This window comes from Flavobacterium sp. B167r (assembly GCF_056824315.1).
Window position 1 is genome coordinate 3,626,348 of the sequence record NZ_CP124859.1, and the last position, 25,187, is coordinate 3,651,534.

Below are 25,187 nucleotides of genomic sequence, written 5' to 3' on the forward strand. Positions count from 1 at the left end.
AATAGGATTAAGATTTTTGGTTTCTGCTATTGTAAGCCGTAAACGTATGACCTATGTACTTTACAATTTTAGCAATTAACCGTTTTCATTCTCAGTATTATTTTGTTCTATATAATGTTTTACAAGTAGTAGATATAATGATTAATGAAAATTTTACCTTTAAACTTAACTAACAAACCCTAAAAAAATATATAATTATGAGATTAATCAAAGCAAGAGTTCAGAACTATAGAAGTATAAAAGATACTGGAGAATTTGAAATTGAAAAATTGAAGACAATTTTAGTTGGTCCAAATGAGGCAGGGAAAACTGTGTTATTAAAGGCATTACAACAATTAAATACACCAGATGATATTGAAGGATTTGATATTATCAGAGATTATCCTCGTTCTTTATACAATGATATTACAACGGGACGTATTAAACCAGATGATGTTGAAATTGTTAGAGGACATTTCGAATTAGAAGAAGATGATAGGAAACTTATACCTGAAGAATTTAAAGATTGTCAATATGTTATTTACAGATATTTAAACAACAAAGCTCGCCATTATCTTTTAGGTGCACCTATAAATATAAAATTTGGTGATATTTCGAAAGATCTTATTCGTTTACTTTCGCATTTAGACAAACAATTTGAAAGCGACCCATTAAATATTGAAAAAACAAAACCGAGTGAACAAGTAAAATTAATTACTGATAAACTTCATGATTCTACTGAATTTACGAAAACTAATTCACTAGAATTACTTAAGGTTTTAGAAGGCTTGTATGTTTTAGTAGATGAAGATAATGAAAAAGAAGAAGAACGATATTCTAAAATAATTGAGCAAATTAAAAAAAATGACATATATTATGATGTTCTTAAAATAATTGAAGCACGATTACCAGTCTTTGTTTTGTTTAATAATTATTTTAAAGTAAAGCCTTCAATTCATTTAGAACATCTTGCAGAAAGAATCGAAAGAAATTTATTGGAAGACGATAAATTTTATGATTATGGGAATCTTTGTCTTCTAAAATTATTAGGATTTTCGGCGAAAATTTTGGCTGAGATTGGAAAAACAAATAGTCCCGACAAAAATGATGTAGATGAATTAAAAAAATATAGAGATACTTTAGATAACAGATCGTATCAATTAAATTCAGCTAGTATAAAGTTAACAAAAGAAATTAAAAAGATTTGGAATCCAAATCCAAATAGACCTGAAGCTGAAAAAATAAGGATTACTGCTGACGGGCAATATTTGAAAGTCGTAGTAGAAGATGAACTTGGTGTAGAAATAGAACTAGACCAGCGTTCAGAAGGTTTTCAATGGATTGTTTCTTTTTTTGTAGTGTTTTTTGCTGAAGCTATGGACAAGCATAAAAATGCAATTTTACTTCTAGACGAACCTGGTATGAGCTTACACGGTTTAAAACAACGAGATTTTAGAGATACTATTTCTAGATTAGCAGAAACAAATCAAACTATTTATTCTACTCATTCTCCTTTTTTAGTTGGTCCAGATGAATTAGATCTAGTTCGTGTTGTTGAATTAAAAGACAGAGAAGAAGGAACGAAAGTTCATACGACAATTTCTTCAAGTGACCCGGCAGGTCTTCTACCTTTACAAGAAGCTCTTGGATATGATTTAGCGCAAAGTTTATTTACACAACAAAAAAATTTAATATTAGAAGGCTTAACTGATTATTGGTATATTGATGCAACAGCTTCTTTATTACGAGATTCAAATATTGAGAAATTAGATGAAAAGATTGCTTTAGTTTTTGCAAATTCAGCAGGTAAAGTTGTTTATTATGCAACTATATTGCATGCACACAATTTGAAAATTGTAGCCCTCTTAGATTCAGATTCTGCAGGAGACCAAGCCGCTCAACAAGAAAATTTAGTTCATACTTTAGGTAATAAGAATATATTAAGAACTAAAGATTTCTGTACAAATGTTCCAAAAGCAGAAATTGAAGACTTATTGCGAGAAACATTGATAGTTGTAGCAAACGAAGAATTTAAAGTGAATGTAAAATCAATATCTGATTCTCAATCTACCCGACCAATCATTGATATATTTTCAAAAGAAATTCCTAGTTTCTCTAAATATAAGTTAGCGAAAGCTTTTATAAAGTGGACAAGAAATAATGATGCGAATAATTTGACTCCAATTGAATTAGAAAATTGGAAGAAATTGATTCAAACTATAAATAAAAACTTGAAATAAATATGGCTGATTTTTTTACACCATCTCTAATTACTGCTGGAACATCTTTGATTATTTCATTAATTACATTGGTTCAATTTTATAAAAGTCAAAATAGTCAACAAAAACAATTTTATAAAAATATAAATAGGAATTTGACAACTAAACTTTATGATTTAAGACTTGAGATATATCCAAGGGCATTTGAAATAACGGATAATATTTATAAAGATAAAGGAGGGAATTTTGACACTGAAAAACTTAAAAATATTCTTAATGAGTTAATTGAGTGGAAGAAAGGGAAGTTGAGTTTAATTATTTCTTATGAGGCTTTAGCTAGTTATTATCAATTAAGAGATAACTTAATGAAAAATCCAGCAAATCATAATCTCTATTCTGTTGAACAAATAGAGAAAATCACTAATTCAAGTAATAATTTCAGGAAACAATTAAGAAGAGATTTAGGTTTTCTATTTCAGGAAGAAAAGGAAAGAAGAGGTAAAAAGTAAAATTAAGAGCTAATAGACTCATAAAATGGAATCGGGAATAAATAACATTAAAGATTTAGCAGAAATTATTTCGTATTGTGTAACTACAATTTCTTTATTAGGACTGTGGGCAACGTATATTTTTTCAAAGAAGCAAATTCATTTTACAACAATGGAAAAATGCGTTTCTAATTTTAGAGAAATTATAAAGCCCAGCGGTTTACAAAGTGATGTTTCGGCTAAATATATAGAATTTGTTAGTGAAGAACTTTTTTATCTTGAAAATGATTATTTGCCACTGATGGTTAGTATTGAATGGATAGATGGAATGATTGATTATCTGCCATTTTATGATAAAAATAAAGTTTTCATTGAGAGTGATCGTTTAGACTCGTTAAAAGATCAAAACAAGACAATCCAGCTTCTTAGGGATTATCCACGAATTCGAAAAGCAATACAAATGCATCAAGAAATTGATTTCGAAATTGTACATGTGTCAATTGAAAACGAAAATGACCGAGAAAAGAGAAGACAAGAACGAGATAAGATTATTTATGACGTTATAATTAATTTAAATATTAGCTGGTGGAAAAAAATTGGGCTTAGACAAAAAATAGCCAAACGTTGATAGTCATTTTTGGTTAGTTAAAATGGCTTTTCAGACTATCTGAAGATAAAAATAAAATCTGTTAAAGAAATATTATAAAAATGAAATTATATATAGATGAAAGTGGAAACACAGGGGAAACATTGAGCCAAGATGGAAATTTTAATTTTGTTGAACAGCCATTTTATGTACTGTCTGGCTTATTAGTTAATGATACAGCTAAAGTCGCTCTGGAAGCATTTGTTTCTCAATTGAAGGTCAAATATCGTATACAAGGAAACGAGCTCAAATCAAAAGGAATTTATAAAAGTAAATCTAACTTTCTAATAGAGTTAGTTAATTATTTAACTGATAAAAAAATTCCTGTATTTACGGAATTAATGGATAAGCTATATTGTATTCATACTCAGTTAATTGAATATTTTATTGTTCCCTATTATTCTTTAGAATTTAATGACTTAAATATTGAGAAGAAGAGAATAATTTCTGCTGAACTGGGAAAATTTTTAAATCAAGATATTTATGATAAATTTCTAATTGCTATTAAAATGAATTCTAATGAGTCGTTAGAAGAATTTTATGAGGTTTTAATTAATCACTTTGATGCAATTAATGAAGAAGAATTGAAAAAAAATGTTCAACTAACTAAAGAGGACTACTTTGATGAAAAGTCAATAAATCCAGTATCTGCATTGCGTAAATTTTTTCCGATACCTGATGAAAATCCAAACAATAGACTAATACATCTTTTACCAAATTATAACGCATTCACTAATTTAATTGGTAGAGTTCAAAAATATGTTATTGATTTTACAAGTAAAGATTATTTTGATATAATACATGATGAGCAAAAACAGTTTGATGTCATTTATAAAAAAACTATTCAATCGATGAAGCAATTAAATTTAGATTCAATTGTTGAACATACTAAACTTGCATCAAAAGGGACATTTAATCTAAATGAAAATATCAGCTTAACTTTTATAGATTCTAAGACTGATATTTCAATTCAGGTTGCTGATTTACTTTCAGGTTTTATTATGAGATTTTGGTTAGATTTCAAAAATAATAACAATGATAATGTAGAAAAATATTTGCCACTTATGATAAAATTAAATCATCCCTTTCCTGGCTCATCCATTGGTATAAATTATGTGGTTCCTTACTACGATCTCGAAGATATTACAAAAAGAATGATACAGGCTTCTATGTCTAAAAATAGTTTGTAAATAATATAAATTTTTATAAAATTAAAAAATTGTATAATGAAAATAGAACATCAAAAGATTGAAAGTTTATTAGATGAAATTAATAAATCAAATTATTACATAATGCTTTTTGCAGATGATTTTCAGTCAAATGAAGAATACAAATTATATGTAAATCATATTGAAATTATGATTGAAGAATTGGGACTAATAAATAATTTTGAAAGTAAAAAATCAACATTATATGTGACAAAATTTGGCAGAAATGTAATTGTTAATTATGGGGGTTGGGTAAAATATTTAGAACATGAAACCAAAGTTCAAAATAGAGCTGAGCTTAAATCTCAATATGATTTAAAAGTATCAAAATATTTAGCCAAGACAAGATTTTGGCCACTAATTATTTCTATTGTAAGTTTATTATTAGCTATTGCAAATATGTTAAGATAGTAGACTGAATTAATCTTTAATAAAGTCGACGTATTAAATAATTAATTGCAAAAAGCTAAAGTTAACTATAACAAAAAGAGATACATTCTGTATCCCTTTTTGTTAAGTAATAATTTGCTTTAACTCGTCTAATAATTTTAAAACATCGAGTGATTCTTTAGATTTTGGTATTCCGTTCCAATTCCAAGGGTCTTCTACAGCTTCTATCTTTAATGATAGTTTTTGAACTTCTTTGATTTGAAAGCGATCTAGTTGACCGGATCTAATTGCATCTTTACAGTATCTTATAGCATTATGCTTTATATAATTACTGCACCATTTACCCTGAGATTCGATTTGAATCTTAATAAAATTTAAACTCATATTCTTAATTTTTTAATTAAGAACCGAAGGTATTTTATATGCTAATTTTAAAAAAGGACACAAAAAATCAAGTAAATATTTTTAGTGTTTGATGAGCTAAATTGATTGTTAGTGTATTGATGTTTAATTAATTATATTTTATTCGAGTTTTTGAAATTTCATTTTTATATTTCAGTTGATTTCTTTATCTCATTAATAAAGTAGGAGGTAGGCACACCTGTTCTGGCGAAAAAAGCATTTGCAAAACGCTGGGTGCTACTGAAACCTGCTTCTTCAGCAAGTGCTTTATTAGTATAATTTCGGAACATCTTATCTTCTTTCAATAAAGCCAATACCTTTCGTTTTTTTTTTTTGCTTTTATTAATATTTGCTTCTATAGATTTTTAATATAACCCGCTAGGTTCTGTTCTACAGATTTTTCACTTTTTGCCAACTGCGATGTAATTCGTTCTCTTTCAATTTCGGTTTTATTTTGGCTCAGTTTTTTCGAAAATAAACCAATTTTTTGCCTCCGTCAAGCAACAATTATATTTAAAAAAATGAGAAGGGAGATTCAAATAATTATGAAATATTAAACCATTTGAAAATTAGATTTGAACAATAACTAGAAAAAAATAAGATATTATAAGGTCATAGTTTTTCTTCATTCTTGGTGTCGAATGAAATTCACATGGAAAAAAGCAAAAGCGAATTTGTAATAAACTTTGATATTATATTTTTTAGAATTTATTAAGTAAAATGCTCTAAATTTGCGGTCATTAAATTTTTCTATGAGAATCGTTCACCTTTCTGATATACACTTGTCCAAAGATAATTTTGATGAATTTACCTATAATTATAAGGGGGCTTTAATAAAGGACTTAACCACTTTTAATAATTCAGTTCCTATAGACTTGATTGTAATAACAGGAGATCTAGTCGATAGAGGCGGTTATTCTCTTTTTGGAATTAAAGAGTTTGAAAAATACAGCAGTCCGTATGATATCTTTAGGGAGGTTTTTATTGATCCAATTGCAGATCAGCTGGGGATTTCGAAGCATAGGTTTTTGTTTATTCCTGGAAATCATGATGTTGATGAGAGAGAAATTAGGCTATACGATGAACATAAACTCTGCAAGGAAATAAATCAGGAAAGCATAAACGATTATCTGGATAATAATCATAATTATATCGCTAATCTGAGGATTAAGAAATTCAAAGATTTTGAGAAAGAATTTCATGACGGAAACGATAACTATAATTTTGGGGTCAACCAATCCACTTATTACTACGAAAAGTCAGGATATAAAATCGGTTTTATTTTAGTAAACGATTCTTGGAGGTGTAAAAGCATAAAACTTTTAGACGATCCCAAAAAGCTTTTTTTTGGTAAGCGCCAGCTATATGAGGGACTTCAGGATCTTGAAGGTGTCAATACAGATCTAAATATATGTTTATTCCACCATTCACTTGATGATTATGAGGAAGCTCTAGCCATAAAAGGGATACTCCAGCGAAAAAATATAGAACTTTTCCTTTACGGTCACTTTCATAATACCGAGACAAACATGTTTTATACAGCTTACGGAAGCAGTTTAGGATTTAGAAGCAGGGCTGCTCTTTTTAAACCGGAAGAAAAAGATTCCGAATATCATCCAGGATATCAAATTCTGGATTTTGACCTTGCTTCATACATGTTGGTGCAGGTACATTACAGGAAATACATTTACAAGGATTCTGCTAAAAAATTTGTTGAAGACGTTGAAACAGCTCCACAAGGGGTGGATAAAAATGAACAAAATAGTTTTAATGGATTTAAGTTAAAAAGAGAAGGAAGAGCAGAAAAAACTTTTGAATTGTCTAAAGATCAATTCATGTCATGATTATGAAAAACAAAAATTATTATGAACCTAGATTTGTAAATCAATTTCAAGGTTATACAACGAATTGGTTTGGTGAGTCAAAGGATGAAAAAACATTATTTGAAGTAGTTCTCGAGAATACTAAAGTAGTTCTGCTTGGTAATCCTGGTGCAGGAAAAACCAAGGAAATGGAAATGCTTTTTGAAAAACTTTGGAGCGAAAAGGATAAAACTGGTATAATTCCGTTTTCAATTAACTTAAAGAATTTCAGAAAAATAAATAAGTTTGAAGATCTTATTATATACCAAGATTGGAAATCCCTGAACAAAGTTATCTTTATATTGGACGGTCTGGATGAGATTGCGGAAATACACGATTTTGTTTCTGCATTTGAACTTTTTATTTCACAGAATAAGCAGATGAATATTAGTTATGTACTTAGCTGCAGAACCAATATTTTTGAAAAATATCTGTTGAATATTACAGATTTTCAGACATTTTATCTGCAAGATCTAACAGTAGAACAAGCTTTAAGTCTTCTTGAGAAAAAATACGGACAGGATATAAGTAAGTATAATCTTTTGGATAAACATTACAATTACCTGAAAACTCCTTTTTTTCTTGAACTGTTTGCAGGTTATATTTCCGATAAGAGGTCTCTACCGGTGTCTGATTCTGTAATGTGGGAATTATTTATAAATAAAACTTTAGACAAGCAAGAAACAAAACAGGCTAAAAAAACTCTTTTCAATAGAATTCAATTGATTAAGAATCTTAAGAAAGTTGCATTTACCAATGAATTGATGCAGCAGAACTATTCGACGGCAGAAGAATTGGAAGAGATTACGGGTGATTATATAGAATATATCGGAAATCCTTTTACGATGGAGTTATTAGGTGAACCTAAACGCTGGAATTTTACGCATCGCCAGATACAGGAGTACTTTGTTGCTAAGATTCTTACAGAGAAAAACTTTACGGAAATACTTTCCATTATTAAAATTCACGATATCGAAAAAGAAGTAATCCATCCTTCATTATTCAATACCGTTACGTTTCTAATAAATCTATTGGCAAAAGATTCAGATACATTCAAAGATCTTATCGGCTGGCTGATAATAAACCAGATCGAAATTCTTTTCAAAGCGGATTCAGACAGAACAGAATCATTTAAAAGAGAAGTTTTTAAAGAGTATTTTAATGTGCAGTGTATTGAAAAAAAATTATGGATCGGCACCAACAGAGCTTTTACGGTTAAAGAAATTGCGGAATTTGGTGACTGTAAGGATAATTTCGATTTTTTAACTGAATTTTTAATAGAGCCAAAACAGCATTTCAGGGTTATAGTTTCGGCACTTAAACTATTAAGTTTTTTCAAGCCCGAAAGCGGAAGGCTGAATATCCTTCGCCCTTTGTTTTTGAAATTGCTGGCATCCGAAGAAATAGAGATATCTATTAAATCTGAAATTATCAGATGTATTACTTCATTAAAGATTTGCGAGACAGACCAAAAATTCTTAGATGATGTATTGAATATATTTAAAACGGAATGCAATAAGGAGATAAATGCCTCTTTACTCTTTTTAATCTACTTTGTTAAAGATATTGACAGGCTTTTTTGGTATATAAAAGCTGAGTTTTTGAGGAATTCGAATATTGTAGCGAGAAAAGAATTTGATAACGTACATAGGGGTAACGATTGGAAACTTCAGGATCTTCTGGTTCGGTTTGAGAACTCTAACCATTTTATAGAATTAGTTTCATACTACTTTATGGATTCACCGTCAATTGATTTCTATGGACATCACGAAAAAGATATAAAGGATAGGTTCCTATATTTTTCAGATTCTGAGAGCGACTTTATTGAAAGATTCGTGAAATCTGTTGACACAAAGATAAGTTACTATCATCGTGACGGTTTATTGCTGGAAATCATAAAGGAAAGCGGTAAGCAGATTGAAGCTGCCAAAGTATTACTTGCAAATAATGCTTTTTCAGAGGTAAGGGGATTTATCTCTCGTTTTGTAAACATGGAAATCCTAGTTCATGTTATAGAAAATTACTGCAAAACAGGTTTGATAAGTTCTGAAGAAATTATATTCTTTAGAAACAATATGTCAAATTATGCTACTGTCTGGGCGGTCGAGTTTGAAAGGCTCATGACTTTAGAAGGTTTTATTTTTGACTCCCCTGTACTGGACGAAAAGCAGATTGAAGAACATAGAAATAATGTTCTTAAAAGCGTGCAGGACAATTTTGATATTCTTTTTGATTCTAAAAGGCTTTTGTTGAATATCCAGCAGGTTTATGATGATAATACTATTGAGAAATTAGATCTTGATAAGATCTACAAGCTGAGCAGCGACTGGCGGAAAAAGAATAATTACCCAATTTATCATGATAGTGCGCTTAGTGTTTTGCAGTCGTTGACTCATAGCTATGGCGCCTTAACATTTGATGAAGTTACCGGTTATTTAGAAGATGGAGTTTTTATCTTTAAGACAGTTTTGGATAATTTAAAAGGCAACAGTAGGGAGAACTTAAAATTTACATTATCCTCGGATCAGGAGAAAGCATTGTTTAAATGGACCACAGCAGTGGCAGAAAAGATTGATTTTAACGATTTAGTGGATATTTTAGGCCCTTCAAACTTTGTCTATAGGAATGATTTTAGAGCCTTTAAACTAGTAATTTCGTTTCAAAAACTTTTAAAAGTCCCATTATCAAAGGAGTTTTTATTGAAATGCCTTCAATTTTACGATATTGATAATTTCAATGAAAAGGAAAGTTCATTTGCTTACCTTTTTAATGAAATTGAAGATAAAGAGCTTTTTGATTCTAAAGTTATAGACAATATGCTAAATAAGGATCTTTTCAAATTCATATTGGAGAGACATATTGATTATGCGTTAGAAAATAAGCTTACGGCGGTTTTTCCTAAAATTAGAGAATATTTTTTAAAACATGATACGGGTTATAATGCAGAGAGCAGGTTAGAACGATACCATGGACTGACCGGCGACATTGATCTGCTTAAGGAATGTGCTGCCGATATTAAGGAGCCAATCTGCTGGTCTGCAGTAAAACTGCTTGTTTTAGAAGGAGAGGAGAAGTTCTGTATTGATAAGGCAGTTGAATATCTTGAACAGGAGGAGAGTGAAAGAAAACATTATTTTTTAGCAAATGCCATGTGGGTATTATTCCACTTCAATAGTATAAAAGGTTTACATTATTATTTAAAAATGGAAAGCTTTGACTTTCATGCTGTTAATTTTTCGGATTATTCAGCTATCGATGACTATTCTACGCTAAAGGTCCTGTTTTTCCGAATCTATAAGGAGGTAATTGAGGGGTTTGGATTCGGTTACGAATCATCATTTTTTGAGGCCTATGTTTCAAATTTATCTAAGGATGATTATTCTTATAAAGAAACGCAATCGGTTTTACACGATATAAAGGAAGATCTGAAAGCCACTAATTCGGATGCACGCCTCTTCAATGTAAATCTGCTTATTGACAGCTCAAAAAATAGCTATATTAATGCCAAATCCATACCATTAAATTTCCATGAAGCTTTAAAAAGGACGGAAAGCATACTTGCTTGACCGTCCATATAAATTTTTCGCTTTCAAGTATCGCTATCAGTTGGAAAATTAATTTTTGGTTACTTTATCAATGTCATCTTGATCGGCAAAATATTCGAAATAAACTTTTAATGCAGTATTGCCTGTGTTGGCATTTATGAGTTTTAGAACTTTTGATTTTAAAATCTTGGATGTGCTGAGTTTTGTTAAGATAATATCTGAAGTGCTTTCGGTAAGCCAGGAAATTTCAAAGGAATCGTCTGCGCTGTGATCATTTATCTCAAGCAAGAATTTGTAGTATGGATGGATGTTGGAAATTTTTTCCAATATATGGGGGGGCATAATGTCTTTTCCTACTTTATAAATGAGTTCTATTACTTTTATCAGCTGTGATGCTGTTGAATAACTGAGACCCGTTAAAGTGCTTAAATTATCAAAAACGATTAGGTTTCTTCGATCTAAAGACTGCTGGATCACTACGTTATAATTGGCAGAAAATTGCAGATAATCTTTTAAGCACCCCGTAATTAAAGCTTGATAATAAAGATCGGCGTTAAATTCATTTTGCAGTGAATGCTGGATCTGCTGTTCTAGGTTTTTAACATCTGGCTTTGAAAGAATTTGCGAAAATGTGCCAAGGATATGGAAATTGCACTCTACAAGTATTATATCTGTTAGAGGCTGTATTATATCCTGTGCTTCTTTATCTAGGATAATCCCTTTGTTTTCAAGAGCCACCAGACAGTTTTTAAGCAAAAATCCTTGACTGCCTTTTATAGTCAGGAAGATGCGCACAAATTCTATTAAATCATTTCGGGTGAAGAAATCTGGTTTGTGAAACATTGGAAAAGCAAGAAAGGATAGCTCGTCAGGCGAGTAATCAAGTTCTTTTACAAAATTTAAAATCTTTCCAACGCGATATTTATCAATTGTAAAATCTAAATATGAAAGTAAAATGCAAATGCAGCTGAAAATCTTTGATGTTTTTTTTCTCAGTTCATAATTTTCATATTTTCCATCCTCTATTTTAATTTCGTTCTTGAGATAAATTATATTCTCGTCAGAGAAAAAGTTCAGAAATGCCTGGTCAAGATATTTTTGGTTTTCGCTGTTATATGGAATTAGAGAAATATTATTCCGTTGGAAATAGTTTAAGAGGTTTTGAGGGTCACAATATAATAGTATGGACTCTACAATGAAATCATCAAAACTATCAAGATGTCTGCGGTAATTACAATTCATCGAAAATGATATAATGCAGCACTCAATATGCTTTTCAAACAGCACATTAAAATCCTCGGTAAGCAAGATTCTATTGCCTCTGTAGAATTCCATGCATTCTATAATTTTTACCCGCTGGGAATTGAGCAGATCCAAAGTTGAATTGTTAATCCTGCGCTGCTGATACTCTTTAATTTTAAGATAATTATCATCTATCTGCTTCAGATAGCTGTTTAAAAGAGTGTGTTCTGAGACGTATTTCAAAATATCCTTTTTTTCAGATGATATATTAAGTTTTAATAATTCAAAATATAGATTTACTGAATTTTCCTCCCAGATATACTGACCTATTATTGTTAAATTAAATTTGCAAAGAAATGAGACTACCTCTTCTTTATTGGAGATGGAATTAGAGAGAGCTTGATGCAATAATGTTTTTGCCTGCTGATATTTTCCGAGATTAAAAAATGTAAAGGCGCTCTGAAGTAAATCCCAACTGTTTATGCTCTCCTTAATATCCACTGCCTTTTCCGCTTTGTAGAAATTTAGATTTCTATAACTGCAAATTGAACAGAGGCATATTTGATTATTTTCTATGGATATATTTATAATCTCATTGTTGTGTTCTACAGTATAAATGTTATTGTCAGTTATCGTAGAGACAATGAAATCAATTTTATGCTTTAAATTCCTGACACCTTTGAAAAACGCTGCGTTTTTTATCTGGATTGTTTTTTTTATTTCAATGTTTGAGAAAAAATCCAGGATCTGCTGGTTGTTAGTTCGCAAAGCAAATTTCGTATAATAGGTATGCGTGTTTATTTTTTCAGGAAAGCTCATTTTTTCTGCTAATCTCCACGCATGCATTCTGCGAAATTCTTTATATGAATTTAGAACGATATAAAGTTTGTCAACAATATGTTTATTTTTAATCGAACCAAAAAGTTCATTATTTGAGTGCTGGATTTCATTTACTGGATTTAACCATTTTTCCTGTATTCGTCTTATAAAATCTTCATTTCTAAACTCCTCTGTACGGCTTATTTCGGATTTTATTTTTTCATTTATTTTACTGCTTGAAATATCCCTGTATTTTAAAAATTTCTTTTTACCGCTAAGTCTGAAAATGTAATAATCTTTATTGTCATCTGTTCGAAGCGTAAAATTTCTTTGAATTTCATAAGCTGTAAAAAAGTAAACATGTTCATTTCCATCCAAATCGTCTGTATGTATTAATGCAAAGAAATCAGTTTTTACTCCTTCAATATCCTCCACATACTGGCGGGCAATTTTAACCTCGTTCGTGTTTTCAAAATACTTGGCCTGAACAATACCTCTGCAGGTAATCTTTTTTTTAGCTTCCTGTATTTCATTTAAGCTTGAAGGCATTACTTCGACTGTGAAGTCTCTTCCTTCAATGTCAACAGAGATAGTAGAAACTAAGAAATCTTTTGCCAGAATAGCCTCAGTTCTTTTTTCACCCAGATTACCGTTGAATCCCTGTTTATTCAATATATTGTCCATTTAAGAATGTTTATAATGTTGATGTAATTTAAGATTTTTTTTCATTATTTAGATTTGTTAGTGTTTACGATGAGAAATAAATCATTTTTTTTGCCACAGTAGCGCATCATGTTGTAATAGAATATATGAGCGCTGAAAGAACTAATAAGCGGTAATGAAATAATAAGAGATTTTCAATTCAGATTTCATTATCGGGCATTTAAAAGCGGTTCAAAACAATTTGGGAATCATGAAGGATTTAAAAGGACAGTTCAACTTAAGGCAGAGATGGCTTTCTTTGGCTTTGTGAATGAATATCGGGTACTTTGTATTAATGTTTTTTAGGAGCTCTTCCCGCTATGGGTTCCATTCTTTTTGCGCCGAACCCCGCCTCAAAAGGATTTGCACTGCTATCGGGGCTAAAAAGTTAAATTAAATATTATCTTTAATTGAAGATTCTAAAAATTAAATAAATGAATTTAGAACAAGAAAAAAAACTTGCGGCAAAGCAGGCAGTTAAATTACTGAGCGATAATATGATTGTGGGGTTAGGTACAGGTTCAAGCACTTTTTATGCAATAAGAGAAATTGCAGAACTTGTCAGCAATGGCCTGAAAATAAAAGCGGTGCCAACCTCTGATAAAACCAGAGAACTTGCAGAGTCATTGAATATTCCTCTAATAGATATTAATCTGGTAAATTCAATCGATATCACAATTGATGGCGCAGATGAATTTACCTCTGATTTAATTTTGATTAAAGGCGGCGGCGGTGCACTGCTCAGGGAAAAAATTGTAGCCTCATTGACAAAGCAGGAAATCATTATAGCAGATTCATCAAAAAAAGTGCAGCAAATCGGAAAATTCAAAGTCCCGATTGAAGTGATTCCATTTGCTTCAAATTATATTTTAAATCAAATTGAAACCTTAAACGGTAGCGGAAAAATCAGGATGAACCGAGACAGGCCATTTAAAACAGATCAGGCCAACTATATTATAGATGCTGACTTTGGCATTATTTCGGATCCGGCTACTTTATCTAGAAAATTAAATGAGATTGATGGTCTTGTCGGGCATGGCATATTTATCGGCCTGGCAAGCAAAGTAATTATGGGAAAAGGGGATTCGACGGTAATTTTTGATTAACGTCGAATTATTGCTTGATTTAATCCAAATCGGCAGAGGAAAGCAACTGATAAATATTTTGAGCGTAAAATAACCCCCCAAATTATTATTTTAAAAATCTAATTTTTTGGAATGGCGGATGCCATTTATAGTTTATTGATTTTTGCCCATAAGTGTTTAAAATTGGTTTATTTCTATTTAAGCATTGCAACTAGTATTCCGACAATTGTTGCAATTCCAACAACTACTGCCGTAATTACATTGACCTTTGTCCATATGGTTTCGGTTTTTTCCCCGCTGCTGCCCGATATCATGTTTTGATTGGAAATGTGCGAGGAATTGTTTACTATTACATGTCCGCCGTTATTGTGTATTGACATTTCTGTAGTTCTATTTTTTATTTCCACTCCCTGGTCTTTTAAATACTCAATGAAATTGGATTTTTCTTCACTGAACCATTTAAGGAAGCCGGCTATATCATCCTTACTGAAATCAGGCACCAGCTGTATTGAGCGGTCTTCAAGGGCAAGAGAACCATTTTTGACCTGCAGGTCAAAGGATTTATTTTCCTTGAACCATTTTTTAAAATGCTTCCGTAAGGCCGGCTTGTCCAATTTTAAGAAGTTTTCAGAAACCAGCAGATCGAAAAAATAATCCGCCTGCTGCAGTCGTTTTTCAATTTTTTCATCACAGTATTCATCCCAGCTCCTCTGGTCATAGATTTCAGGATTCTGCTTTCTGAAATCCAAACCCATCAGCAGGATAAAGCTGGAAGATTCATTCTCCACCATTTCGCGGCCGGCAGGTGATATCAAATATTCGCACTGTCCGTTTAAAGTGCTGTTAGTTCTGCCATTTACCAGTTTTACCAGTTTCAGCTCTTCAATAACATATTCCAGGGACCTGAATTTTTCAGCATTTTCATCACTGGGAACAGGCTTTGATTCGAGTGCCTGCGCAAAGGAAACCGGAGCGCTTGAATTGTAGATGGACTGCAGAAAAGTGTCAATAAGCCTTGCTTTTTCGAAATTGTCCATGTATCTTTTATCGGGTTTAAAAATGGGGTTATGCGCCTTGTGTTTTCTTCTTTCTTCTAATAGAAGGCGGTATTTCCTGCTAAAATATGTTTTTTTTTAAGAGCAATGTTTATTTTTTTCTCATTGTGAGCAGATTTTTAAATGATTTCTCTTCAGGTCTGGTGTGCGACCATTTTATGTTATCAAATGTCAGATCAGTTGTTTGCGGAGTTTGTAATTTAAATGCATACCCTGCTGCAATGGAGCATTGTTCTTAAAGCAGGAATATTCAAAGAAAGATTATCCGGATTAATGGTTTTTAAGAACTTTTCCCGCTATCCGTTCCAATCTTTTGTGCCGAACGTCGGCACAAAAAGATTTTCGCTGTTATCGGGGCTAAAATCTTAAAAAGACAATTCAGGAAAAGCCATTTTTGTTTCAGTTAAGCAATAATTAATGATCGAAGATATGCGGTAAAGATTTTAACGGCGATGAAATATAGCATTCTTAAATATTAAATATTGTCTTGATGATGAATTTTGTTATTTTTCCTTTAAGAACTTCTTAACTACAGTGTTTGTCGTGAATTTTGTAAAATTTCTTCTTTTTTTTCCAACGTAACATACATTCATTTATTTTTTTCAGTCGTCTTGTTCTTCTCGATAAATTTCACAATGTCAATATTTGCTATCAGTCGGAGAAAGCATAATATTTCTTCTGCCTGCTCAACTGTTACATTCATTCCTTCCTTTTTAAGCATTTTCTGTGCTTTTTCTGGAGATATTTTTCCCTTGTTTTGCTCATCTCTATAATTCATAATTTAGTTTTTTAGTGTTAAATTATTCTTAATATAAAGATAAGTTAAATGTTTTTACGCCTGTAAATCAGTGTGTTAAGATTGGTTTGAATCCTGACTAGTCACCTCAACAGGATGTCTAAACCGTGTATTTAAGTAAGATAAAACGTATTAAAAACACATGAAAAGCATAAAAAAAACGCTAAAACCTAAGTTTTAACGTTTTTTTAGTAGTGACCTCGACTGGATTCAAACCAGTAACCTTCTGAGCCGTAATCAGATGCGCTATTCAGTTGCGCCACGAGGCCTTTTTTATTATCAATTAGCTATTTTTTTGTAGCTTTGTTGATTGCTTATTGCGGGTGCAAAGATAGACATAAATGTGAGATAAACAAGGAAAAAATAACAGAAAATTAAAAAAAAATGATGATTGAAAATTATATACGTGATATTCAAGGGTTTCCAAAAGAAGGAATTTTGTTTAAAGATATAACTCCGTTGCTAATTAACCCTGAAGCGCGTACAAATTGCCTTAGAATTTTGCTCGATTCATTAAATGGACAAAAAATAGACAAGGTTGTTGGGGCAGAAAGTCGTGGCTTTTTCTTCGGAATTTTACTGGCTCAAGAATTAAATGCGGGATTTGTACCTGTTCGGAAACCCAAAAAGCTTCCGTTTGATACTATTTCTGCGTCTTATGAATTAGAATATGGTTCTGATAGTTTAGAAATGCATACAGATGCCATCAAAAAAGGGGATCGTGTGTTAATTCACGACGATGTGCTCGCTACAGGTGGAACTGCAAAGGCTGTGTGTGAATTAGTAGAAAAACTTGGCGGTGAAATTGTGCAGTGTAATTTCTTAATGGAGCTTACTTTTCTTAACGGAAGAGAAAAAATTAAGGAATATCCCATTTTTGCAGCATTAACTTATTGATCTAAACAAAAACAATTTTATGCTTAATAGCATAAAGCACAAGTCCGATTCGGGTTTTTATTTCGAGTTTATCAAAAAGTGATTCTCTGTAACCATCAATGGTTTTCGGACTTAAACACATTTGTGATGCAATTTCTTTATAAGTCATTTCTGTGCAGGCGTGTTTAATGAAAACAATCTCTTTTTCTTTTAAACAGATCTTTTTGTTATCGCTGTTGACTTTATTAATCAGCATTCCAGAAACAAGTTCGGTAAAATAAAAACCCTTTTCGACAACGCATTCAATGGCTTCTTTAAAAATCTCAGGTGAAGTATCTTTTAGTAAATACCCTTTTGCACCATTTGTAATCATTTTAATGATAATTTCTTCGTCATCATTAACAGATAAAGCGATTACTTTGAGGTCAGGTCTGTTGTCTTTGAGCCATTTCATAGAGCTTAATCCGTCGAGGACTGGCATATTGACATCAAGTAAGATAAGATCAATTTCAGTAGCATTATTTTCTTCGAGATAGTCTATAAACACTTTTCCGTTTTCAAAACGCTCTATAACTTCATAATCACCAAAACTCTTGATTAGCAGTTCCAGTGACTGAGAAAAAAGTAAATGATCGTCTACAATTATTAGTTTTCTTTTTGGGTTAGTTTTCATGATTTTGGGTTAAAGGATATTCTATAGTTACACTGGTTCCGGTGTTGTCTGAATGTAGAGTTAACTTGGCGCCGATAAGTTTGGCGCGCAATTTCATATTATTTAATCCGATTCCTGAATTTGACTTTTTTAAATCATAACCAATTCCGAAATCTTTTAATTCTAATGTAAAAACAGAATCGGTAGTTTCGATATGAACATCAAACAAATCGCTTCTGGAATGTTTTAAACTATTGTGCAGTGCTTCTTGAAAAATTCTGTAGATAATAAGTTCGTGTTCTTCATTTATTAAAGGCGTTGGTCCAATTTGCTTAAAATTGAATTTGATCTTTTTAAGTTTCTTAATCCTTTCTAAATCCTGCTGAATGGCTTCTAGAAAATTGTTTTGAAGCAGATTGTCTTTGTTTATAATTCGAGAAAGAATTCGTAGTTCGTCTAAAGATTTGGCTAAAACACCTTTTAAATCTTTAAGTTCTTCTATTTGAACATTTTTACTGCTGATACAGATATTAAGCTGCATAATGGCGACTGAAATAATCTGACCTATATTATCGTGCAATTCTTTACTGATTTCAGATAAAGTCTGGTCTTTTATTTCGATTCTCGTTTTCACCAGTTCAGATTGGAAATACAAATCGGCTTCCATTTTTTCTACTAAAAACTTATTTCTTTTCTTTAAAAAATAAAAGAAAATTATAAGCAGAATCACGACTAAGGTAAAGAAAACGATACCTAGGGAAATAACTAATAGTTGTATTTCTTTTCGCTCCATATAAATCCAATTATAAAACAGCTATGCGCTAGAAAATTCAAAATGAATACGACCAAACTAAAGATAGAATCGTCATGTTTAATTAGAAACCAATTGATAGCCAGCATAAAGGGTGTAAAAGGAACATGAAAAACAAGTATCCCGAGAATATACCAGAAAAACACCGATTTTTTAAAATTCAGTATTTTTTCCGAATTGAAAATCTCAACGAGATACAGGCAGGATAATATTAGAATTAATAACACACCAATTGCAAAACTATATGTATACGAACGGTTTATGTCTTCTTTGAAATATAAAATATTTAAGAAAAAGGAAACGATAAACAAAATTAAAAAAAGTACAGCCGAAATTCTATGATCTTTTTTGGTTAGCAGGGCTCTTAGAAGTAAAATATAGGCAGAGAGGCTGGCAAACATGTAGAAATTGTAAACGTGAAAATTGAGCAAACCCGTCCATTGAGTAAAGTAATAGCCTACAATTTCTATTGCTATGGAAAACCAAATCAAAATTACTAAGAATTTAGCTTTATTGCCAGGAAGTTTTGGCAGTGCAAACAAACCAACCGCTCCCGACAATAAAGCCATGTAAATGATATAAGATCTTAAAAATTCGAACATATTTTTTTAGTATAATAAGCTTGGCGGTCTTCCAATGTTTCCGTAGTTCATTGGTTCTAGGCTTTGTATATCTGCTGAAGAAGCTTCTTTCATTAAAGAAAAACTTTGAACTTGTTCACTCTTATTTACTGCTTTTTTGCCTGTAGGCACTAGAAATAAAGTTGTCAATCCGGCTTTTTCTCCATGCGCTTCATCATCTGGATAAACTCCAAAATAAAAACGGATTCCGTCTACATTGTAACCGTCTTTTGCACCATTAGTTTTAATATAATGAATGTAATTTTCTAATTCTTCTAGAGAATACCAGATGGCATTGGCATCTTCTTTTTGCGCTTTTTTTGCGGTAAGAGAAGCTTTCTTACTGTTGTAATTCACATTTAATTGTCTAGCAAATTCTTTAGTGATTAACTGACTTGGTTTTGCGGGTGGATTTTTCATGGTTTTTTATTATTAATTGGTTAAATGTTTAGTAAACAGCTTTTTGAGCTATTGTACGAAACAAAATTATCTGAAACGAAAAATTCCGACAAGGGGAAATATACCCTTTTTTGTTTGGGTAAAATTATTTAAAAAAATGGGTTAAACGGCTGTTAAATAATAATTTATAAAAAATGAATTTTACATCGTCAGTTTTGAGATAAAAACGGCAATCAAAAATGTAACCTATTAAGTAATTAACTAAAATTTTTAAATTATGTCACAACCAACACCTCTAGGCTATCCTCATGCAGGAGCCGGAACAGTAGAAATTCTTTTAGAAAAAGAAGACGGAGCAGATTTTGCAGTGCTTTTTTCACCAGATCCTAATAACATGTTATTAAGAGATGCAGGTCTGCCAATGCAGTTTTATTATTATCCAAAAGCACCACGTCTAGCCAAACACCCAGATGGAAGATTTAAATTTGCAATGCAGGTTTTTAAATCAGAAGGAGATTCTTCAACCGTAATTGGTGCTGAAGGATTAGAAGAAGAAGCAGGAGCATACACTACTTTGACTACTACAATTGATCTACCTGAAGCATTATTAAAGAAAGCGATCGACAAGCTAAAAACAAAATTACATACCAGTTACAATAACCAAAGGCAATCAAAACTTTTCGGATTGTTTTCTTATCTAAAAGGTGTCGATCGAGATTTTAATGAAACTAATGTTAGACCTATTCAATTAACAGAGAATACTATAACAATGCATGTGGTGGGAGAAAAATCACCAAATAATCCTTTTGGAGGAGCTAACCCTTGGACTTTTAACATTCAAGGAGAAGGCGCAGGAACTACATTCGGATTAGGAGATAATGCACTTTCTGTATTGATGGGGCGTAACAGTGCTTCTTTGGTCAAAAATGCTTTAGAATCGGGCGCTAATAATTTAGTAGTTGAAAACAAAATCAAGTACAAAGGTTATATGCCAACAACGACTATAAGAACAGAAGTTAAGGCGCAAAAAGTGCATAGTTATTTTTCGGCAAAAGCAAATGTAAGTGTTGGATTTGTGAATGTAGACTGGGAAAGTGAATATGAGAAAATCGTGACTGAAGGCGGTATTATAAGCGAAATTATTACTGATAATCAGTTTTCTAATGAAGAAAGAAAAAAAGTAGAGGAGGCTCTTTTTACTAAACAAAGAGATTTTGCTTTTCAACTGTTGCAGAAGCAAATTTTTGATGTAGCAGAAAAACAATTTACACCTGCATCTGCTCTTCAAAAGGCAGGCGGACTTTTCAGAATACTTTTTGGTGGCGCAAGTGTAGGAGTAAGCTTAAAACATGGCAATCAAGTTAGGAAAGTAGACTTTGCAGACGAAATCAAATTCTCTGCAATTGAGGTTTTAGATTCAAAAATCAGTGGAAATCTTACGCCTTTGACTTTAAAATCTGGAACAGATGCAAAAGCTGATTTGAAAAAATACATTACTGAAATTCAATTAGACGAAGACTTCTCAAAAGTACAGGTTATTGCTTCTTTAAATGGAGGTTTAATTAAATTGGACAAAGATAGTGATATTGTGAATGATAATCCGGTGAGCCAAGTTTCTATCGAAGTTGGATATCCAGATTCTAAAGGCAAAATAATCTGGAAAAGTTCAGGCAGAATGATCGCTCCAGAAGGAACTCCTTATGTGAAAAACACAAGTAAATCGGGTAAAGAAATCGATGCGATTTTCCCTGCAACTTGGAACGATAAATCGAAAGAAAAAAATGCTTTTGTGTTTGATTTTGTAAAAAACAACGGCTCTTCTAAAATTAAAGTAAAACAAGAAGTAATGTACGAAAAAGATAAGAGAATCAAGTTGAAAGATACAACAAGAGAATATGAATTTGAGGGAACTAAAATATTTGTGCCGCTTCCAATTCAAAACATGATCAATTATACTTTATCGACAGAAGAACTTTATGATTGCGATACTCTTGAAGTGACTTTAAAAGCGGATAAAATGACTTCAAAAAAGTACAAGTTTACGGTTGATAATTTTGAAGAAGCCATTCCTTACAGAGCTTGGTATGAGGCGGATTATACTGTGAAACCGACGGAATACAAAGTTAAATATACTTGTAAAGGTAAAATCGGTAAGAAATCTAAAAAAGTTTCTGTTTCTACAGATTACATCAAATTGGATTATCAGGAAGGAGATGTTTTATTTGAAATACCAACAGGAACTGCAGTTCAAAATACCGATATCGAGAAAATCAGAGCGCCATTTATGGAATAATTTTTTTGAGAAGTTTTTCAAAAGGGACTTGATGTCCCTTTTGTTTCTTAAATAATAACTCATTAAACCTAAAAGATTATGCCAGATTTAAACACATTTAAGCTCGACGGAACCAGATTGGTTCCCGTAAATCGATTCAATCTCGAGCCTGCGAAACCGAGTACCGTATTTATGGCTACAGCAGTTGTAAAAGAAACTGAATTTAAGGTAATACAACATCCGATTATTCATTCGATAGATATTAAACCCATTTTGATTTTACCGATTTTTGAGAATTATTTTCCTTTAATTGAAGGAGATAAGGCAATTACAGAGAATGATTTCTTTAAGGATTATTTTAAAAATGAAATCACTTTATTTTTTCCTCAAGTAGAAGTAGAACCTGACAATGGAGCTTTATTTTATTATGAAGAAGTGCCAGGAAAATCCGCAAAAGAAGGCGGACTTATGGGAAGGGTTACTCTAAAATACAGTATCAAAAACAAATCATTGCAAGACAATCAAAAAAGTATTGTTTTGAACTTAGGACAGGCAGTTTTAAACCTAAAAGTGAAAAATGATATCGTTAAGATAAACGGAATTATAAATGCTGTGACTCAAGAAATTCAGTTTGATTTAATTGATGAAGCTGTGAAAATTGCCTATTCCAATTTAGTTTCTAAAATAGGCGATTTGATGTGCAATATTGATTTGTTTTTTGATTTTAAAGGCTATTCTAAAGTAAAACGTAATTTTTTATTTGCGCGAGATTTAGCCGTTCTAAGAAGTCAAATTACAACAAAAAAGGATATCACAGCCAAGACCACATTACTACCAAAAACGATGCTTATAAATAGTCCGCTGATTGTGAAAAAAAGAACGGCTGGAACTGTAGCGCCAAAAATGGTAATTTCAGAAATTAGAAAAGACAATAATATACAAGCCGAAGTTCAGGAAGAATACGTAAAAAGCACGTTTTTGCTTAAAATCAATAAAACGATAAATTATCCGCGTTTGCCTAATGCTGATCCTAGATTGTATCAGAATAATGATGGTGCATTTGCCAATAATCCTTTTAATTTAAATGAAGATTTTTCAGAGTTCAAACAAATATTCGTTTCAGGATACAATTTTAGCAAGCTATCGATTTATAAATCAATGGTTCAGCCGAATACCTTTTTACTGATTTCTAAAACGTACAGTCTTTCAAAAGATTTAAATAGTATGAAGCCTTGTGTTACAACCATTTTTCATGCTTATGAAGAAGGAGCGGGAACGTCTGAAGAAATTTCACAAATCACTTTTGAGTTTGCCATTGGTCCCAATCTTTCTAGTTTTGATTTGGCTAAATTGAAAATTGCCTTATTGCAAAACAATTTTATAGATGGAGATTCAGCCGATTATTTTGATAAAGTGCAATTTTTGTTTCCAAATGATTTGGGAGCTGAATATGACGTAAACGGAAATTATTTTCTTCAGAAAGCGCAAATTACCTCTGATGGGAAACATTTTATATTTAAAATCTCAACCGAAAACTTATCTGAAGCCAGTATTTTGATTAATGCTTTAAACAATACGATCACGCAGTATGCAAATATCAATTTCAAGTATAAGGAAATAAAAGATACCAGTGTTATTGAACTCAATTTGGAGCAAACGATTGGGGAGATTTTAGATGCAATGATCGACAACCCGACAAAGAAGATCCAGATTAACAACCAATCAATTTCAAATTGCAAACTCAATTCTATTTTATTGGTTTACAATCAGAACGCAACGTATTTGAACAGTATTTTCTTTAAAAATTATCCGCAGTTAATTAGTAACGATGTGAAGTTTTTAGATTTTACATCATTAAATCCCACAGCTTTAGGTGAAATTAAAAATGTATTTTTTGATTTTGAAAATATTGAAAACATCAGTTCTGAGTTTAATCAGGTTGTTTCGCAATCAACAGCTTACAATAGATATATTCAAGTTCAGATTAAAAGTCAGGCAGCGGCAACAAGCAGAATTACAATCGAATTAACTGTTCAGGAAACAGGAAGTAAATTTGCTGTCGAACGATTAAAATCTGAATTCTCGACACCTATATTGTTCAATTTTATTGTAAAAAATACAGCGAACAATAATACTTTGATTTCATATCAAGTCAATTATTTTGACAAGAATGATAATCTGACAGGTTCTAAAAATGATGTTTTTGATTTTTCTAAAGCATCGATTATTACCATAAATAAAAAGTAATGACAACCATAAAATCTGGCACAAGATCTCCTGAAGTTTATTATTTAAACGAGCTTTTGTCCAAATTGAATTACAGCATACTTGTTTCCGATTATTTCGGGACAGAGACAGATAAAGCAATCAAAGATTTTCAGTTAAATAACAATCTTGTGGTTGATGGAGTAGTGGGGCTTAAAACATGGTCGGCACTTTTGGAGAAAGGCAAAAATGGTTTTTCGTTAAACAGTAAACTATTGTCAGAACAAGATTTAATCAGTTTTTCAAATCAGTTTAATTTAGAGCTCGCAGTTGTAAAAGCCGTAAACGAAGTAGAAAGCAACGGAAAAGGCTTTTTGATTGATGGACGCCCGAAGATTTTGTTTGAAGGCCATATTTTTTGGAGAGAATTGGAGAAAAGAAATATCAATCCGAAAATATATGTAAATGCAAATACGCAGGATATTTTGTTCGAAAATTATACTAAAAAGTATTATGTCGGCGGAACAGCTGAATATACGCGCTTAGAAAAAGCAATAAATTTAAGCCAGGATAAAAAAATAGCCGACGCGGCAAACTGTGCTGCTTCTTGGGGACTTTTTCAAATTATGGGCTTTAATGCAATTGCTATAGGTTATAATAGTATCGATGAATATCTAGAAAAAATGAATGAGAACGAAGGCGAACACCTCAAAGCTTTCGGATTGTTTCTTGAAAAGAATAATTTGATAGGACTTCTTCGAAACAAAAATTGGGCTTCATTCGCTTTAAAATACAACGGGCCAGCGTACAAAACCAATAAATATGATGAAAAACTAGCTAGAGCTTATGCGAAATATGTTTAATGTTTTTTTGTGTTTCAAGTTTCAGGTTTCAAGTTTCATGCTGTTTAATCG

Annotated in this window: 21 protein-coding genes and 1 tRNA gene; 12 read left to right on the forward strand and 10 right to left on the reverse strand. The window is 31.7% G+C overall.

The window, feature by feature from the left end; translation table 11 throughout:
• Positions 1–197 precede the first annotated feature (197 nt).
• The 5 genes from QLQ96_RS16260 to QLQ96_RS16280 all read left to right on the forward strand — a co-directional run bounded on the left by QLQ96_RS16260 (position 198) and on the right by QLQ96_RS16280 (position 4,951).
• Positions 198–2,219: an AAA family ATPase gene (locus QLQ96_RS16260; protein WP_482491775.1), complete on the forward strand. Its 2,022-nt coding sequence runs from the start codon at positions 198–200 to the stop codon at positions 2,217–2,219.
• 2 nt (positions 2,220–2,221) lie between these two features.
• Positions 2,222–2,707 carry a hypothetical protein gene (locus tag QLQ96_RS16265; protein ID WP_482491776.1) on the forward strand — a complete coding sequence of 162 codons (486 nt, stop codon included), beginning with the start codon at positions 2,222–2,224 and terminating at the stop codon, positions 2,705–2,707.
• A 25-nt stretch (positions 2,708–2,732) separates the two neighbouring features.
• Positions 2,733–3,314 carry a hypothetical protein gene (locus tag QLQ96_RS16270; RefSeq protein ID WP_482491778.1) on the forward strand — a complete coding sequence of 194 codons (582 nt, stop codon included), beginning with the start codon at positions 2,733–2,735 and terminating at the stop codon, positions 3,312–3,314.
• Positions 3,315–3,394: 80 nt separating this feature from the next.
• Positions 3,395–4,522: a DUF3800 domain-containing protein gene (locus QLQ96_RS16275; protein WP_482491780.1), complete on the forward strand. Its 1,128-nt coding sequence runs from the start codon at positions 3,395–3,397 to the stop codon at positions 4,520–4,522.
• 36 nt (positions 4,523–4,558) lie between these two features.
• Positions 4,559–4,951 (forward strand): hypothetical protein, encoded by a 393-nt coding sequence (locus QLQ96_RS16280; RefSeq protein WP_482491782.1) that lies wholly within the window; start codon positions 4,559–4,561, stop codon positions 4,949–4,951.
• Between the two features lie 102 nt (positions 4,952–5,053).
• Here QLQ96_RS16280 and QLQ96_RS16285 read toward each other — a convergent pair whose 3' ends face one another.
• Entirely contained in the window at positions 5,054–5,314 is a 261-nt protein-coding gene (locus QLQ96_RS16285; protein ID WP_482491783.1) for a hypothetical protein, read from the reverse strand.
• A 164-nt stretch (positions 5,315–5,478) separates the two neighbouring features.
• On the reverse strand, positions 5,479–5,646 hold the full coding sequence (locus QLQ96_RS16290) for a hypothetical protein (RefSeq protein WP_482491784.1): 168 nt from the start codon (positions 5,644–5,646) through the stop codon (positions 5,479–5,481).
• Positions 5,647–6,084: 438 nt separating this feature from the next.
• On the opposite strand from QLQ96_RS16290, the gene QLQ96_RS16295 reads away from it, so the two are divergent.
• Complete coding sequence (locus QLQ96_RS16295; protein ID WP_482491785.1) at positions 6,085–7,176, forward strand: metallophosphoesterase family protein; 1,092 nt, start codon at positions 6,085–6,087, stop codon at positions 7,174–7,176.
• Between the two features lie 2 nt (positions 7,177–7,178).
• A complete protein-coding gene (locus QLQ96_RS16300; RefSeq protein ID WP_482491786.1) occupies positions 7,179–10,760 on the forward strand; it encodes an NACHT domain-containing protein in 3,582 nt (1,193 codons plus the stop codon).
• A gap of 48 nt (positions 10,761–10,808) precedes the next feature.
• Here the strand turns inward: QLQ96_RS16300 and QLQ96_RS16305 are convergent, their stop codons facing one another.
• Positions 10,809–13,484, reverse strand: a complete 2,676-nt coding sequence (locus QLQ96_RS16305; RefSeq protein ID WP_482491788.1) for a hypothetical protein — start codon at positions 13,482–13,484, stop codon at positions 10,809–10,811.
• A gap of 452 nt (positions 13,485–13,936) precedes the next feature.
• Here QLQ96_RS16305 and rpiA point away from each other — a divergent pair, with 452 nt between their 5' ends.
• Positions 13,937–14,608 (forward strand): ribose-5-phosphate isomerase RpiA, encoded by a 672-nt coding sequence (gene rpiA / locus QLQ96_RS16310; protein WP_482491790.1) that lies wholly within the window; start codon positions 13,937–13,939, stop codon positions 14,606–14,608.
• Between the two features lie 173 nt (positions 14,609–14,781).
• On the opposite strand, the gene QLQ96_RS16315 is transcribed toward rpiA, so the two are convergent.
• From QLQ96_RS16315 to QLQ96_RS16325, 3 genes are all read right to left on the reverse strand, one after another.
• Positions 14,782–15,624, reverse strand: a complete 843-nt coding sequence (locus QLQ96_RS16315; protein WP_482491792.1) for a hypothetical protein — start codon at positions 15,622–15,624, stop codon at positions 14,782–14,784.
• A 607-nt stretch (positions 15,625–16,231) separates the two neighbouring features.
• On the reverse strand, positions 16,232–16,420 hold the full coding sequence (locus QLQ96_RS16320) for a hypothetical protein (protein WP_482491794.1): 189 nt from the start codon (positions 16,418–16,420) through the stop codon (positions 16,232–16,234).
• Between the two features lie 213 nt (positions 16,421–16,633).
• Positions 16,634–16,707: transfer RNA gene (locus QLQ96_RS16325), tRNA-Arg, on the reverse strand.
• 115 nt (positions 16,708–16,822) lie between these two features.
• On the opposite strand from QLQ96_RS16325, the gene QLQ96_RS16330 reads away from it, so the two are divergent.
• On the forward strand, positions 16,823–17,335 hold the full coding sequence (locus QLQ96_RS16330; protein WP_482491796.1) for an adenine phosphoribosyltransferase: 513 nt from the start codon (positions 16,823–16,825) through the stop codon (positions 17,333–17,335).
• 1 nt (position 17,336) lies between these two features.
• On the opposite strand, the gene QLQ96_RS16335 is transcribed toward QLQ96_RS16330, so the two are convergent.
• From QLQ96_RS16335 to QLQ96_RS16350, 4 genes are all read right to left on the reverse strand, one after another.
• Positions 17,337–17,987, reverse strand: coding sequence for a response regulator transcription factor (locus QLQ96_RS16335; RefSeq protein WP_482491797.1), 651 nt, complete (start codon positions 17,985–17,987; stop codon positions 17,337–17,339).
• Entirely contained in the window at positions 17,977–18,633 is a 657-nt protein-coding gene (locus tag QLQ96_RS16340) for a sensor histidine kinase (RefSeq protein WP_482491798.1), read from the reverse strand. The genes QLQ96_RS16335 and QLQ96_RS16340 overlap by 11 nt, the downstream gene beginning before the upstream one ends.
• A 98-nt stretch (positions 18,634–18,731) precedes the next feature.
• A complete protein-coding gene (locus tag QLQ96_RS16345; protein WP_482491799.1) occupies positions 18,732–19,379 on the reverse strand; it encodes a hypothetical protein in 648 nt (215 codons plus the stop codon).
• A 6-nt stretch (positions 19,380–19,385) separates the two neighbouring features.
• The gene (locus tag QLQ96_RS16350) at positions 19,386–19,817 is read right to left on the reverse strand and encodes a hypothetical protein (protein ID WP_482491800.1); all 432 of its coding nucleotides are present in this window, start codon (positions 19,815–19,817) and stop codon (positions 19,386–19,388) included.
• Between the two features lie 256 nt (positions 19,818–20,073).
• Between QLQ96_RS16350 and QLQ96_RS16355 the strand changes: the two genes are divergently transcribed.
• The 3 genes from QLQ96_RS16355 (at position 20,074) to QLQ96_RS16365 (ending at position 25,136) form a co-directional block, all read left to right on the forward strand.
• A complete protein-coding gene (locus QLQ96_RS16355) occupies positions 20,074–22,089 on the forward strand; it encodes a hypothetical protein (RefSeq protein ID WP_482491801.1) in 2,016 nt (671 codons plus the stop codon).
• A gap of 78 nt (positions 22,090–22,167) precedes the next feature.
• Positions 22,168–24,315, forward strand: coding sequence for a hypothetical protein (locus QLQ96_RS16360; RefSeq protein ID WP_482491803.1), 2,148 nt, complete (start codon positions 22,168–22,170; stop codon positions 24,313–24,315).
• On the forward strand, positions 24,315–25,136 hold the full coding sequence (locus QLQ96_RS16365) for an N-acetylmuramidase domain-containing protein (RefSeq protein ID WP_482491804.1): 822 nt from the start codon (positions 24,315–24,317) through the stop codon (positions 25,134–25,136). The genes QLQ96_RS16360 and QLQ96_RS16365 overlap by 1 nt, the downstream gene beginning before the upstream one ends.
• The last annotated feature ends 51 nt before the right edge of the window (positions 25,137–25,187 follow it).

Coding starts and splice junctions, on each gene's coding strand:
- QLQ96_RS16365 (WP_482491804.1), top strand. CDS start 24,315: ATGACAACCATAAAATCTGGCACAAGATCTCCTGAAGTTTATTATTTA.
- QLQ96_RS16285 (WP_482491783.1), bottom strand. CDS start 5,314: ATGAGTTTAAATTTTATTAAGATTCAAATCGAATCTCAGGGTAAATGG.
- QLQ96_RS16300 (WP_482491786.1), top strand. CDS start 7,179: ATGAAAAACAAAAATTATTATGAACCTAGATTTGTAAATCAATTTCAA.
- QLQ96_RS16315 (WP_482491792.1), bottom strand. CDS start 15,624: ATGGACAATTTCGAAAAAGCAAGGCTTATTGACACTTTTCTGCAGTCC.
- QLQ96_RS16355 (WP_482491801.1), top strand. CDS start 20,074: ATGTCACAACCAACACCTCTAGGCTATCCTCATGCAGGAGCCGGAACA.
- QLQ96_RS16280 (WP_482491782.1), top strand. CDS start 4,559: ATGAAAATAGAACATCAAAAGATTGAAAGTTTATTAGATGAAATTAAT.
- QLQ96_RS16340 (WP_482491798.1), bottom strand. CDS start 18,633: ATGGAAGCCGATTTGTATTTCCAATCTGAACTGGTGAAAACGAGAATC.
- rpiA (WP_482491790.1), top strand. CDS start 13,937: ATGAATTTAGAACAAGAAAAAAAACTTGCGGCAAAGCAGGCAGTTAAA.
- QLQ96_RS16265 (WP_482491776.1), top strand. CDS start 2,222: ATGGCTGATTTTTTTACACCATCTCTAATTACTGCTGGAACATCTTTG.
- QLQ96_RS16320 (WP_482491794.1), bottom strand. CDS start 16,420: ATGAATTATAGAGATGAGCAAAACAAGGGAAAAATATCTCCAGAAAAA.
- QLQ96_RS16350 (WP_482491800.1), bottom strand. CDS start 19,817: ATGAAAAATCCACCCGCAAAACCAAGTCAGTTAATCACTAAAGAATTT.
- QLQ96_RS16270 (WP_482491778.1), top strand. CDS start 2,733: ATGGAATCGGGAATAAATAACATTAAAGATTTAGCAGAAATTATTTCG.
- QLQ96_RS16335 (WP_482491797.1), bottom strand. CDS start 17,987: ATGAAAACTAACCCAAAAAGAAAACTAATAATTGTAGACGATCATTTA.
- QLQ96_RS16305 (WP_482491788.1), bottom strand. CDS start 13,484: ATGGACAATATATTGAATAAACAGGGATTCAACGGTAATCTGGGTGAA.
- QLQ96_RS16275 (WP_482491780.1), top strand. CDS start 3,395: ATGAAATTATATATAGATGAAAGTGGAAACACAGGGGAAACATTGAGC.
- QLQ96_RS16330 (WP_482491796.1), top strand. CDS start 16,823: ATGATGATTGAAAATTATATACGTGATATTCAAGGGTTTCCAAAAGAA.
- QLQ96_RS16260 (WP_482491775.1), top strand. CDS start 198: ATGAGATTAATCAAAGCAAGAGTTCAGAACTATAGAAGTATAAAAGAT.
- QLQ96_RS16295 (WP_482491785.1), top strand. CDS start 6,085: ATGAGAATCGTTCACCTTTCTGATATACACTTGTCCAAAGATAATTTT.
- QLQ96_RS16345 (WP_482491799.1), bottom strand. CDS start 19,379: ATGTTCGAATTTTTAAGATCTTATATCATTTACATGGCTTTATTGTCG.
- QLQ96_RS16360 (WP_482491803.1), top strand. CDS start 22,168: ATGCCAGATTTAAACACATTTAAGCTCGACGGAACCAGATTGGTTCCC.